The sequence below is a fragment of the Roseovarius arcticus genome (assembly GCF_006125015.1).
Lineage (GTDB): Bacteria > Pseudomonadota > Alphaproteobacteria > Rhodobacterales > Rhodobacteraceae > Roseovarius > Roseovarius arcticus.
Genome location: NZ_SZZN01000001.1, coordinates 2,274,245 through 2,287,849 on the forward strand (window position 1 = coordinate 2,274,245; position 13,605 = coordinate 2,287,849).

Here is a 13,605-nt window from a genome sequence, read left to right on the forward strand (position 1 = left end):
GCGCAATCGCGATTTCGGTACCGGACAATTGCGTATCTTAGCCCACTACCTTTGCTTATCAGCGCATTACCGACGTCAGGCGTGGGAATGTCTTCTTGGTTTCTCAATATGCCAAGGTCTGGCGCTCAAGCCAGTTCGGTCTTGGGGAAGATCACACAAACCCGCAGACCCGGCGCGTTATCCGACAGACTGATCCGCGCGTGATGAAGGCGGCCGATTGCTTTGACAAGCGGCAGGCCCAGCCCGTGACCATCGGAGGTGCGGCTTTTATCGATCCGGTAGAAGCGGCGAAACACCTTTTCGGCCTCATCCTTCGGTATTCCCGGGCCATTGTCCGAAACGCTCAGTCTCGGGCCATCCGCGCCGTTCTCAAGCGCGACATGAAACGTCGACCCCGGTGGGCAATGGCGGATCGCGTTTTCGATCAGATTCGCTAGCAATTGGCCTAGCAGGGCCGGATCGCCGCGGACCTGAACCACAGCCTCAGGCACCGAAGTGGTCAGGGTCTGCCCCTCATCCTCGGCCACCGGCTGGTAAATCTCGGACACGTCCCGGGCGATATTTCCCAAATCGACAGGAACAAAATGCTCGTGCTGGACGCCCGATTCAATCTGGGCAATCCGCAGCAATGCGTTGAACGTTTCTATCAGGTTTTCCGTCTCTCCTAGCGCTGCCTGCAAATCTTCGTCGTCGGCACGCTCCTCGCTCATCCGCTCCAGCCTTTGGCGCAGACGCTGCAAGGGGGTGCGCAAGTCATGCGCGATGTCCGTTGCGATCTGTTTCTGGCTTTCCAGCAAGGTCTGCAACTGGTCCAGCGCAGCATTAACGGCAGCCGAGACGCGCGAGAGGTCGTCCATGTCACCGCCCGGTTCCGGAATACGCTTGGCCAGCGCGCCACCTGACACATCCTCCAGCGTCTCCATGATGCGGCTGATACGCCGCTCGGTCCGTATACCGACGGACTGGCCAATAATCAGCCCCGCGGAAATAACCAAGATGTAACCCGCAACAAGCGCGATGCTGAGCGCCTCCATCACCTCTGCGATCACATGATCGCCCGTGCCCTGGATCAGCGTGTAGGGTCCAATGCGGTCCACCCGGATCCAGTATCCGGAAACCTCCCGGCTGGGCAATGCACCCGCATCGACGGCGGTGACGGGCAGATAGATGCGATCGCCCGCCTGCTCAATCTCGACGTCGATCATGTCCCCAGCAAGGTGCGCGCCATCCGAGCCACGCAATTGATAGATGCGCTCATTTTCAGCGCTGAAGTCGCTTAGGAACGCGATACGGTCGATCAAAACGCCCGATCCTTGGCCCTCATGGATATTTTGCAGCATAGCCGCATCAACCCGCATTTGATCCGCGATCCAATCGCGCACCTCATAGTCCGTCATCCAGTAGGCCCCAAAAAACATCACGGCGGACAGGATGGCATAAAGAAATGCAAACTGAAGCGATAGCCGGACAGACGTCCGGTTCAGGCCCAAGCGGTGACGGCCGCTATCAGGCATGCAGGCTATATCCCGCACCGCGGACGGTGTGGATCAGGCTGGACGCGAATGGTTTATCAATCTTGTTACGCAGGCGGCTGATGTGGGTCTCGACGACGTTGGTGCGCGGATCAAAATGGAAATCCCATACCGCCTCCAGCAGCATGGTGCGGGTCAGTACCTTGCCGGTATTGCGCAGCAGATAGACCAACAGACGGTATTCGCGCGGTTGAAGCGTGATCGGCTGCCCTGCCCGTTCGATACTATGGCGCACCAGATCCAATTCCAGGTCAGCGACCTTCATCACTGTCTCCTCAGTCTGCATCGGCGGGCGGCGCATCAGCGCAGTAATTCGCGCATGCAACTCGGAAAAGGCAAAAGGTTTAACGAGATAGTCGTCGGCGCCCGCCTCCAGCCCCTCAACGCGGTCGTTCAGGCCGCCCATTGCGCTGAGGATGATGATTGGCGTGGGCACATCTGCGATGCGGATGGATTTAACGAGCGATAGACCGTCCAACTTGGGCAACATGCGGTCGATGACCATAACATCGAAATCATTGTCGAGCGCTTGCAGATAACCCTCTTTGCCGTCCGCCGCATGCAGTGGCACATGCCCCTGCGCGCTCAGACTAGAACAGATATAATCTGCCGTCTCGCTATCGTCCTCAACCACCAAGATCCGCATGATATTTCATTCCCGGCAAATGCCTGCCGCCTGTTCCTACTAGAATGTCCGCCTGTTTACGCCAGAATAATCTGATTGTTGCCAAATCGTATAGTGCCGATCAGGCGCGCGCCGGAGATGGGCGTGTATCAAGGGCGCCACACCGTCCCACCGGAGCAGGTAGATGATCCATCCCATCCAGCAATTCGCCGTGCTGCGTCCGCAAAGGCCGGCTGCCCGGCCATGATCGCGCGGATCTTTCGGCTCTCCTTTGTTGGCGCAGCCGCGACACTGGTCCATCTATTGATCGGCATCACCTTGATCCAGGCAGGCTGGGTGCCGGCAATCGCCAACGCGGCCGCATTTGCGCTTGCCTTCTTTGTCAGCTTTGCGGGGCATTTCGGGTACACGTTTGCGGATGGCGAGAAATCGATCCCGGCGGCGTTGCTGCGCTTTATCGCCGTCGCCCTTGCCGGTTTTGCCGCTAATGAGGCTATTCTGACAGGGCTTTTGATACGCCACGCCCTATCCCCCTCTGCGACGCTGGCTGTCTCTACCGCGCTGGTCGCGCTCGGCAAATTTGCACTGTGCCGCCGGCGGACATCGGCACCGTCCTGATCGGCCGCCTAGATAACCGATTGGTATAGTGCCGAACACGTCCACGGGACTTTCGCCTCAGTAGAGTTGGCGAAAAATAACCGGCGGAGGCATCGATTACATGGCACAAATCAAAGCTGGCGCCCAAGCCAATGCCGATCCAATCAAATTTACCGGTTCAAAACAGGGCTCAGCAGGCCCTTGGAGGTTGGCGAAAACCGCAATGAGGTTGTGGTCGGCTCGCCCCTCAATCTCGGGATTGTTGCTAGTCATAATCACAAATATCTGGCTGCTTGCCGCGTTTAGCACCTCGTTTTGGCAGCAAGCCTATATTCTCTTTGGCGCGCAGCCCAAATTGCTCATACTCTTTGGTATCGGCATCTGGGCGTTTACGATGATCTATGTGCTGGTCTTTACAAACCGCTGGTTTCTAAAGCCATTTTTGATTGCCAACATTCTGATCGCAGCTGGCGCATCGTATTATCACGAGACGATGGGGATCATCATTGATCGCGAAATGATCCAGAACATCCTGACCACTACGGCCAACGAATCCAGAGGTCTGATCACCGTCGCATATGTTAAATACATGCTGGTGTTCGCGCTTTTGCCATCCATCGTAATCCTCGCGGTACGGGTGTCGCACCCTCCATTTTTCAAATCGGCAGGGCGCCACCTCGCTCTGTTGGCTATGTGCATTTTAACGTTTGCCGGGATAACGCTGGGCAATTACCAAGTCTTCTCATTTGGGGTCAAGCAATCGGCGGGGATGCGGGAAATATTGCACCCAGAATCCACAGTTCAAAGTATCCTGAAATACGCCCAGATGACGTGGAGAGCGCGGACCATGGAGTTTCAGAAAATTGCGCTGGATGCCCACAAGGGCGGGGTGGCGAAGCGCGCCGCTCATCCGGTTCTGACTGTCCTAGTTGTCGGCGAAACTCTGCGAGACCAGAATTGGGGGCTAAGCGGGTATGGCAGGGATACCTCACCAGAACTGGCTAAGCGTGACATTTTGCCGATTGGAGGTGTTCAAAGCTGCGGCACGTCAACAAATGTGTCCATTCCCTGCATGTTTTCAAAGCTTGGGCGCGGGGAATTTACCCATGAAAAGGCCGGCGCTGAGGAAAATCTTTTGGACGTCCTTGCCCGTGCGGGGTACGATATCGAATGGTGGGATGCGAACACCGGCGACATGGGCGTAGCCAAGCGGGTGACATATGCAAATTTCAACCAAGCGGCCGATCCCGAATTTTGCACTAACGGCGAATGTAACGATGGTATTTTGTTAAAGCAGCTCAAGAAGAGGGCCAGCGAGATCAAGAGGGACACGGTTATCGTAATGCACCAGATCGGTAACCATGGGCCCGCCTATTTTGAGCGCTACCCAGAGGAGTTCGCCAAATTCCTACCTGATTGCCGGGACGCGGATCTGGCGGAGTGCGCCCCCGAGGAGGTCGTCAATGCCTATGATAACGCAGCCGCCTACACTGACTTGCAAATTGCCAAGACCATTGACTTTTTGAACGATTTGCCCGACCTCAGCACTTCACTTGTCTATATCTCAGATCACGGCGAGTCCCTTGGTGAGAAAGGATTGTATTTGCACGCTGCTCCCTACTGGATCGCCCCCGAAGAGCAAAAACGCGTGCCGATGGTGGTGTGGATGTCCGAGCGATTCAAGCAAGATCTGAAACTGGACTATGACTGTGCGCGCGCACCCGACGACGGGCCCGTGACGCAGGATAACTTTTTTCATTCGATCCTTGGAATGCTCGATATTGAAACCACCGAACGCAAAGAGGATCTGGATATTTTCGCATCGTGCAGAACAGCGGAGCAGGTCGCCCTTCGATGAAAGACGGTGACACACAGATCCGGCCCAAGCCGGGCCGGATTACGGGTATTCGCCATGTCTTTGCCGCGGCGGGGTACTCCATTGCCGGAGTTCAGCGACTGTGGAAAGAGGCGGCATTTCGACATATTGTTCTGGCGTTTTTGTTATGTCTGGGCCTCCTTGTCGCCATCGGCGCTAGTTGGGCCCAGCTTTGCATTTTCCTGATTTTGTTCCTTGCACTTATCGCGGTCGAGGCGCTGAATACGGCGATCGAATGTATCGTCGATCACCTTGCGCCTCACTGGCAGGAATATGCGCGCGACGCCAAGGATCTGGGATCTTTGGCGACTATGTGCGTGCTGATGGCCAATGGTCTATTCCTCGGCACCGTAGTCCTTCAACACTTTGAAATTTTCTGAAAGCTCGTTTATGGATATGATCAAGATCGTCGCCGTGCCAATGCACAAGGAAGGCCGGAAGTTCGTGGCGATCTTTGCCGCGATCACTGTCGCGTTGGCCTTTCTTTGGCAGCCACTCTTTTGGCTGGGCTTCGGCGCTACGGTCTGGTGCTACTATTTCTTTCGCGATCCGGTGCGCGTGATCCCCCAGCAGGAGGGTTTGGTGCTGTCGCCTGCCGACGGTATCATTTCGCTGATTGAGGATGTCGTGCCGGCCGAGGATCTAGGTCTCGGGGATACGCCTGTTACACGCGTTTCAGTGTTCATGAATGTCTTTAACTGCCACGTAAACCGCGCGCCGATTGCAGGCACGGTTCGCAAGATCGCCTATCACAAGGGCCAGTTTTTGAACGCCTCTGTCGACAAGGCAAGCGAGCTGAACGAGCGTAATTCGGTCATGATCGAAACAAGCGACGGTGCGCGCATTGGCGTTGTGCAGATCGCTGGCCTCGTTGCCAGACGTATCGTCTGTTTTGTCAAAGAGGGTGATAGCGTCCAGATTGGCCACCGTTTCGGCTTGATCCGGTTCGGGAGCCGTCTTGATGTTTATCTGCCCCAAGGCGTCTCGCCATTGGTCGCAGTCGGACAAACAGCTGTCGGCGGCGAAACCATTCTTGCAGATCTCGCAGCACCCGGCACCGTGCGTCCAGGAATTGCAGAATGACCGAAACGCAGCGAGTCAAATTGCGCCACCTCGTTCCCAGCATTGTCACGGTGTTTGCGATTTGCGCAGGCCTGACGTCCGTCCGGATGAGCCTCGAAGGACATTTGGAAGCGAGCCTTTATTTCATTCTGGCGGCCGTTTTCCTCGACGCGGCAGACGGCAAACTGGCGCGCTTTCTGGACACCGCCAGCCCCTTTGGCGCTGAGCTGGACAGCCTTGCCGATTTCTTTAACTTCGGCATAGCGCCGGGAATACTGCTATATAACACGCTCTACATCGGCACCCAGCACGCCAGCATCGGTTGGCTTGCGACACTGGTTCTGGCTGTGTGCTGTGCGCTAAGGCTGGCCCGTTTCAATCTATCGATTCATCGTGCAGACGTGACGTTGAAAAAGGACGGATTCTTTGTAGGTGTGCCGGCGCCCGCACTTGCATGCCTCGCGCTTATGCCGGTATTTTTGTATCTTAGTGGATGGCAAAATAGCGACTTTCCCGTCGCGCGGGCCATCTACGTCATTTGCGTCGGCTTGCTGGCCGTCAGTACAATCCCCAGCTATTCGATAAAACACGCATCCATCAAGCAGGCCCACCTGCCCTTTTTCGTTGTTGGTGCGGTGGTTCTGGTCGTCTGCCTTGTGGTCTATCCGTGGCTGACGCTGATCCTGGCCAACTTGATCTATCTTGGCTCTTTGCCGTTTTCGTATCTATCGTTCAAGAAAATGGATCATAGTAGCGATGGCCCTGAGGGAGTGGAGCCGCCCCATTCCGTCGAGTAGTGATGCCGGAAATATCATAAGGCCCGGTCAGCCAACGACCGCGACGTGAAAGAGCTTGCCCACGATTGCCGTCGCCCCCATGGCCGCACCGCCCCAAAACATCACCCTGAATGCGCCCCGGACGAGGCTTGCTCCTCCGGCTTGGGCGCCAAGGGCGCCGAGGATTGCCAACAGAAATATCGTCGCGACCGAAACATAGATGCCGATCTGATCGAAAGGTGAAAAGAGGACTATGAGCAAAGGCGGGAACGCCCCGATTGAGAAGGATACGGCAGACGCGAACGCGGCCAGCAGCGGCTTTGCGGTTGCCAGATCAGTGATCCCCAATTCCTCGCGCGCATGCGCACCGAGCGCGTCATGAGCGGTCAGTTGTTTTGCAACCTCCGTCGCCACATCCGCGCTAACGCCCCGCTCGGTAAAGGTCGCGGCCAACTCGATCAGTTCTTCACGCGGATACTCGGCCAGTTCGCGGCGCTCGACCGCAAGATCGGCCTGTTCTGTATCCGCCTGAGAGCTGACCGATACATATTCCCCAGCAGCCATCGACATCGCGCCAGCGACCAGACCGGCCGTTCCGGCCAGCAAAACTTCGGTCGCGCTGCCAGCGGCTGCAGCCACGCCGACGATCAGACTGGCCGTAGACACGATACCATCATTTGCCCCAAGAACAGCCGCCCGCAGCCAGCCGATACGAGAGACGTTGTGATGTTCTGAATGCTGTTTGCTCATGAAGTTTCCTCATTCTGCGCCGGGGTCGATTGTCCGCCGCCTGTCATTCCTTGCTAAATGCTGGCCCATGCCTCAGGCGGCTCGTGTAACGATAGCGCCCGCGAAACATCGCTTGCCGCAGCGGTACGTATCAAATCAGGCGACCGCAAGATGCGGTGCACTCAGGAAACGGCCAACCGTAGACCCGCTCAAGCACCTCATCAAACCAACCGGCTCTTAGGAGGCAAACAGTGCCTGTGATGATGTGAATGATCCGGATTTCAATTCATCCATCCTCTAAATGCAGGATCAACCCAAAAGCCAGAAGCAACCCTGCAGCCGGCGGTGCCCATGCTGCGATCAGAACGGGAAGTTGGCCATTCTCACCCAAAATCAGTGCAAAATTGCGCACGAAATAAAGCAAAAAGCCCGACAATATCGCGAAGAGCACCATCAGGCCGGTATGACCCGATCGTGCATGGCGCATAGTGAATGCCGCGCCGATCAGCACCATCGTGGCCAGAAACAATGGCCGGGCAAGTTCAGTTTGCAGCCAGATCAGAGGGCGGCGCGTTGAAAATCCCGCGCGCTTGAGTTGGGCAATATGGGCGGGCATATCCCAGAATGAGATCGACGTAGGGGTGCCGAGATACGCGGCGATACGCTCCTGCGTCAATGACGTCGGAATACGCATCACGTCGTACCTTTGGGACGCCGCCTCTGGATTTTCTGTGTCGGTAATCGACCAATCCTTGGCCTCGGACAACTGCCAAAATCCGGCGACCAGCTTTGCTACGCGCGCCTCGATCCGCTCTGACGGCGTTCCGGTGGCGTCGAACATGATGAACGTCACGTCATAAAATTCCGACCCGTCCGCATTGGCGGACGCGGCTTGGATCACCGCCTGACCGCCGCTTGTGCCCTGCCGCAGCCAGAGCCCATTCGCACTGATCGAAAACGCGGCCTCGTCGCCGCTGCGGTACCTTGAACTGAGGATTTCATACAGATTTGAACTGCCTGTGACGATGGGGTTCAAAACCGTTACAGCAGTAACGCCGATCAATAACGCCACCGATATAGGTGCGACGAGCACCCGCATCGCAGACCAGCCCAAAGCGCGCGTAACCACCAATTCCGACGATCGCGCGAGTCCAACAAAGAGCGCGAGGGAGGACAAGATCATCACCAGTGGCAGAAATTCGTAAAGCTCTCTGGGAGCGCTCAACAAGATAAGTTGCAGTATCTTGCGAAATCCGACGCCGCTGCCGCCGTAACGCCCCACCTCCTCCATCAAGTCGATCATCGCTAGAATGACGGCAAAGATCACAAAAACCATGAGAAACGTCATTACGAACTTACGGGCAAAGTAGCGATACAGTCTCATGTTTCTAGCGCGCGACGAACGGCGCGCGACGTGCGCGCCCAGCGTTTGGAATGCCTTGCATCGGCACGATATGTCGGATTTATCCGCGCCATACTTACCTCGTTAACTGCTAGATATGTACATGACGCGATATGACTGACCGCGCCATGGTCAGATTTATACCGTTTGGCAATGCAGCGCGCAGGGCTGACGTTCTTGAATCTATCCGCCGGGCCTAGCTCGGCTAAGCTCACATTTGTGGTCTGCGCCTCCGCTTGAAAATCGGCAGGTGATCTGTTCGGCTGGAGTTTCTGGCGGCGGGAACCACTTAATCTAGGGCTTCGCGCCCGCTCGGCTTTTTCAGCTTTGTGTCCCGCAGGAACCTGGCGTGCGCGCTAGCACCTTCCCCGCCTACTTCAGCTGAGAAAAAACCAACTGCGCGAGTTTCAGCGAGTACTTTTCCGTCACGTGGTTGCGGTCGAAAATTACTAGATTGCCGCCGCTATCAACCGAGGGGCACGTGGACTTGTTGCAATACAAATCTGTCGTTTCGATGTAATCGTCAAAGGCGCCGGCTAGCACGCGTGTTGGGGCGACGCTTGCGACATGGCTAGAGCGTGAGATGGCTTGTGGTTTTTCGTAACCGCTGCGCAGGCGTTGCATCTCGTGCTCGGCTACATGCGCATCGAAGGTGGGGCCCTGTTCGACAAAAAGGGAAGTTATACCCGCCATTTCAAACGTCTTCATGGCCATCTCCATCTTGTGCCCGACGATGACAGCAGATGTTGGATTGCCATCTATCAGGACATTTCTTGCGGTCATGGCTCCAACAAGATTTCCGGTTAGCAAAGCTACTTTAATTCCGGACAGCGTGGCGATTTCCTCCATGACCCTGGCTTGGGTTCCGGGGGTGCACGTCGATAACTCGGTGTTGCGCAAGCCCAAGATCGGCGGACATCCGTTGGTGATGAATGCCAACCCCGCCACGCCATTTTCGCGAGCAACCTGATCAATGCCGTACAGCAATGCGCCTGCCAGACTATCCCCCCACATCACCATGGTCGGCTCTTGGTCCGTCGCACCGAAACGGCAGATTTTCAGGCCAATCGCTTGTATATCATTCGCACATTCACGCCCGACATCTCTGTTCTCGATATAGGAAATCAACTCAGGCGAGGCATGTTCAAGCGCCCATCTGTAGGACGGTACGGCTTTATAATTTTCGTCGATTACCGTTAGAAACGTCGTCGTTGCGCCGATGACCATTAGGAAACAGACGGCCATCGAAACGCCAAGCTGTTTGAGCGTCGCGGCACGCCGAAAGGGCCGCTCAACCAGCCAATAGCTAATAGTAGCGAGCAGCAGCGAAAGCGCGATCAGCAGATATACCGCATCCTCAAAATACGCGCTGCCAAAACGATGCTTGAAAAAGGCAAAGACGGGCTGATGCCAGAGATAAGCGCTGTAGGAAACAAGGCCAATCGCCACCATCGGCTTGGCAGCCAGCAGCCGCTCTGCAAATGTCCCGGTGCGGGCAAAAAGTATGATCAGCGCCGTACCTATCGTTGCGGGTAGAGCGTAGGCGCCGGGAAAAGGCGTCGATTTGTCATATACGAATATTGGAAGAATAATCATCGCCAGACCGATGAGCGAAAGCAACTCAGTGTGAATGGTGCGGGTAAAAGTTGAATGTCCGCGCAGATAGATCGACGCAAAAACGCCGACTAACAACTCCCAGCCTCTGGCGGGTAGCAGAAAAAATGTCGCCGACGGATGGTTGTAGATACCCCATTGCGAGAGCGCAAAGCTGAAAACAAAAATCGCGATTAGGCCGATTAGAATGGCTCGTCTGCCAAACGGATTGAGCATCATCAGCAGGACTGGAAAGAAAATGTAATACTGCTCCTCCACCGCAAGGCTCCAAGTATGAAGAAGCGGTTTAAGCTCAGCTGTTGCCTCGAAATACCCTGCCTCAAGCCAAAAGAGAAAGTTGGAGACGAAGAGGGTGACGGCAGCCAAGCTTTCGGCAAAATCCTTGAGGTCGCGGGGCATCAACCAGAACCATGCAAACAGGATGCACACCAACATGACAAAGAATAGCGCGGGCAGGATACGCCGGGCGCGGCGTTCGTAGAATCTCATGATTGAGAAACGTCCTGCATCCATCTCATTGAGAATTATCGTGGAGATCAGATAGCCGCTGATAACAAAGAAGACATCAACGCCGATAAAGCCGCCCGTGAACGGAGCAATGCCAGCATGAAAAAGAATGACAGGGACGACGGCCAATGTTCGAAGTCCGTCAATTTCACCCCGATATTTCATATGGTCCACAGTCTCGAGGCTGGTTCACATTTGAGCGGGATGTACACAAATCGCGGCATAGGTGCGAGACAAAACCGCGGTCGAGGCCAAGTGTCTGACGTTAGCGACATTGCCCTACGGCGTGCATTTTGAACGACGCGAGGATGCGTGAGAGGCCCATCGGCCAAAGAACGACGCCCGCTATGACCCTCGGGGTCGATAAATCGTTCCAATCCTGATCCGCCTCAACCGCAGTACGGGCTGAGGTGATCTGACGGGATGGAAGCAATGCCCCCATCAATGGCAGGACGCCGTTCGGCTCGAACACGGCCGCAGCCAGATCACCTTCAAGAAGCGACTGAACCTATGCCTGTGTTCCAAACGAGGTCATCTGGGGGCAGGCTGTTGCAGCCCTGACGCGGCGTTGGAAAATCACTACATCCGCTCGACAATCATGGCGATGCCCTGCCCGCCGCCGATGCACATGGTCGCAAGGCCGTAGCGCCCGCCAGTGCGCTTCAGCTCATACAGCAGCTTAATCAGGATAATCGCGCCCGATGCGCCGATGGGATGGCCCATTGCGATGGCTCCGCCGTTTGGGTTAACGCGAGCCGGATCAAAGCCTAGCTCCTGCGCCACGGCGCACGCCTGCGCGGCGAACGCCTCGTTGCTTTCAATCACGTCTATATCGCTGACACTTAGCCCAGCGCGCTCCAGCGCCTGCTTTGTGGCGGGAACCGGGCCCATGCCCATTATCTCGGGCGCGACACCGCCTAGCCCGTAGGCCACCAATCGTCCTAGCGGTGCGGCGCCTTTACTGCGAGCCGTCTCCTCGTCCATCAGTATCAGCGCGGCGGCGCCATCGTTGATGCCGCTGGCATTTCCTGCTGTGACGCTGCCATCCTTTGCAAAGGCAGGGCGCAGCGCCTCCAGCTTCTCTGCGGTGATGTCGGCGCGCACATGCTCGTCCGTGTCGAATGTCGTCTCGCTGCGGCCGTGTTTAACTGTCAGCGGCAAAATCTGATCCTTGAACCGTCCATCCGCGATGGCCTGTGCAGCGCGCTTGTGGGATTCCAATGCAAAGGCGTCCTGCGCTGAGCGGTCGATGCCATGACGCTGCGCGATGTTTTCCGCCGTCACGCCCATATGACCGTTGCCGAAGGGGTCAGTCAGCCCGCCGATCATCATATCAATAGCGCGCGTATCGCCCATCTTCTGGCCATGGCGCGCTGAGGTCAGCAGATGGCCTGCGCGGCTCATGTTTTCGACGCCGCCAGCCAGCGTGATGTTCGCGTAGCCAAGCATGATCTGCTCGGCCGCGGTCACGACAGCTTGGAGGCCCGACCCACACAGCCGGTTCAGCGTCAGAGCGGGGGCTGTTTCAGGCACCCCAGCGCGAATGGCGACCACGCGGCTAATATACATATCCTCGGGGAGCGTGTGGACGACATTGCCCAGCACCGTCTGCTGCACTTCGCCGGGAGCTATTCCAGCGCGGGCAATAGCCTCGGAGGCGACGGCGGCGCCAAGATCGCAAGGGGAAAGTCCTGACAGAGATCCCGAAAAACTGCCAATGGCGGTGCGCACGCCTGAGGTGATGACTACAGATTTGGTCATTGTTTATTCCTTTGCGATAGGGCCGAATTTTGCCTGATGGGCTTTCCGGCTTCTATAGTTGAACGATAGCGGAATACCTTGTCCAGCCTCGCCACGGGTGTATCGGCACCATACCGCGTAGTTCGCGCGTCTATGACTAGGGTGGCGCCATAATAACCTGCGCGATAACCCCTGAAACCGCCGGGTCGGATTGCGCGGAGCTGGTCAGTGTTTTGCACGCCGCAAGACCGCTATCTTGGCTACAGGCGACATCGCTAAATGCGCTGGGTGAGTATTGCCGGTCTTACTGACTTCATATCGACTCTGATGCTTTGCCATTGAGAATTTGGTTTAAGGCTCATCGCCATAGTTTTCAGGGACTGTGATCCCGCTACGGAAAGCTCATTAAAGGGCGCCGCCGACAATCGTCACATCAACTAGGTACGCTTGATCAACAACTGGATAAAGAACATGCTATCCAAGAATGATGGCACTACCTTTAGGTCGTATCGGCACATCAAATTCTCGCACTCTACAAAACAGCACAGGTTCGCATGAAAAAGCTCACCACTTCCGCCGCTGACATGGTCAGCAACGCCCGCGCACGTATCGAAGAAATCGAAACGGCCGATCTGATCAAAATGGTCGCTGATCCGAATGTTGTGATCGTCGACATCCGCGACATTCGTGAACGCCAACGCACGGGTGCGATCCCGGGATCTATTCACGCCCCGCGCGGAATGATCGAATTCTGGGTCGATCCAGACAGCCCCTATTTCAAAGACGTTTTTGGACAAGAAGGCAAAAAATACGTCTTTCACTGCGCATCGGGATGGCGGTCCTCACTGACAGTGGCGACGCTTCAGGACATGGGCTTTGAAGCCGCGCATCTCAAGGAAGGGTTTTCGACCTGGGCTGAAAAAGGTGGCCCCGTCGAAGCAATCGAAAAGAAGGCTTAGGTCCTGCTCGATTATGGCTGGTGCTGTTTAGCCAAAAATGCGTTGGATTTTGGTCAAGCCGACCTCATTTGACAGCCCCGCCCCACCTTCGCCGCCAAATTCAACCGGCGACAGCATGCCGTTGTTCGTCTCCTTGCGGCTCCAGTTGCAAAACATCTCGGTATAGTCGAGCACATCCTGCCAGGG

12 protein-coding genes are annotated in these 13,605 nt (G+C 56.2%); 6 read left to right on the forward strand and 6 right to left on the reverse strand.

Features of this window, described 5'->3' with window-relative positions:
* Positions 1-125: 125 nt before the first annotated feature.
* Both MK6180000_RS10795 and MK6180000_RS10800 read right to left on the reverse strand, forming a co-directional pair.
* Positions 126-1,514 carry a sensor histidine kinase gene (locus MK6180000_RS10795; protein WP_138934737.1) on the reverse strand — a complete coding sequence of 463 codons (1,389 nt, stop codon included), beginning with the start codon at positions 1,512-1,514 and terminating at the stop codon, positions 126-128.
* Complete coding sequence (locus tag MK6180000_RS10800; RefSeq protein WP_138934738.1) at positions 1,507-2,178, reverse strand: winged helix-turn-helix domain-containing protein; 672 nt, start codon at positions 2,176-2,178, stop codon at positions 1,507-1,509. Before MK6180000_RS10800 ends, MK6180000_RS10795 begins: the two co-directional genes overlap by 8 nt.
* Before the next feature lie 123 nt (positions 2,179-2,301).
* Between MK6180000_RS10800 and MK6180000_RS10805 the strand changes: the two genes are divergently transcribed.
* From MK6180000_RS10805 to MK6180000_RS10825, 5 genes are all read left to right on the forward strand, one after another.
* A complete protein-coding gene (locus MK6180000_RS10805; protein WP_212751896.1) occupies positions 2,302-2,775 on the forward strand; it encodes a GtrA family protein in 474 nt (157 codons plus the stop codon).
* Positions 2,776-2,875: 100 nt separating this feature from the next.
* Positions 2,876-4,612, forward strand: coding sequence for a phosphoethanolamine transferase (locus MK6180000_RS10810; protein WP_138934740.1), 1,737 nt, complete (start codon positions 2,876-2,878; stop codon positions 4,610-4,612).
* Entirely contained in the window at positions 4,609-5,010 is a 402-nt protein-coding gene (locus MK6180000_RS10815; RefSeq protein WP_171054599.1) for a diacylglycerol kinase, read from the forward strand. Before MK6180000_RS10810 ends, MK6180000_RS10815 begins: the two co-directional genes overlap by 4 nt.
* Positions 5,011-5,020: 10 nt before the next feature.
* Positions 5,021-5,713, forward strand: coding sequence for a phosphatidylserine decarboxylase (locus MK6180000_RS10820; RefSeq protein WP_138934741.1), 693 nt, complete (start codon positions 5,021-5,023; stop codon positions 5,711-5,713).
* On the forward strand, positions 5,710-6,489 hold the full coding sequence (locus tag MK6180000_RS10825) for a CDP-alcohol phosphatidyltransferase family protein (protein WP_138934742.1): 780 nt from the start codon (positions 5,710-5,712) through the stop codon (positions 6,487-6,489). The genes MK6180000_RS10820 and MK6180000_RS10825 overlap by 4 nt, the downstream gene beginning before the upstream one ends.
* A gap of 27 nt (positions 6,490-6,516) precedes the next feature.
* Here MK6180000_RS10825 and MK6180000_RS10830 read toward each other — a convergent pair whose 3' ends face one another.
* From MK6180000_RS10830 to bktB, 4 genes are all read right to left on the reverse strand, one after another.
* The gene (locus tag MK6180000_RS10830; RefSeq protein WP_138934743.1) at positions 6,517-7,218 is read right to left on the reverse strand and encodes a VIT1/CCC1 transporter family protein; all 702 of its coding nucleotides are present in this window, start codon (positions 7,216-7,218) and stop codon (positions 6,517-6,519) included.
* 265 nt (positions 7,219-7,483) lie between these two features.
* The gene (gene lptG, locus MK6180000_RS10835) at positions 7,484-8,581 is read right to left on the reverse strand and encodes an LPS export ABC transporter permease LptG (protein WP_138934744.1); all 1,098 of its coding nucleotides are present in this window, start codon (positions 8,579-8,581) and stop codon (positions 7,484-7,486) included.
* 390 nt (positions 8,582-8,971) lie between these two features.
* On the reverse strand, positions 8,972-10,885 hold the full coding sequence (locus MK6180000_RS10840) for an acyltransferase family protein (RefSeq protein WP_138934745.1): 1,914 nt from the start codon (positions 10,883-10,885) through the stop codon (positions 8,972-8,974).
* 414 nt (positions 10,886-11,299) lie between these two features.
* A complete protein-coding gene (gene bktB / locus MK6180000_RS10845; protein WP_138934746.1) occupies positions 11,300-12,481 on the reverse strand; it encodes a beta-ketothiolase BktB in 1,182 nt (393 codons plus the stop codon).
* A gap of 533 nt (positions 12,482-13,014) precedes the next feature.
* Here bktB and MK6180000_RS10850 point away from each other — a divergent pair.
* Entirely contained in the window at positions 13,015-13,419 is a 405-nt protein-coding gene (locus MK6180000_RS10850; RefSeq protein WP_138934747.1) for a rhodanese-like domain-containing protein, read from the forward strand.
* Positions 13,420-13,605 lie beyond the last annotated feature (186 nt).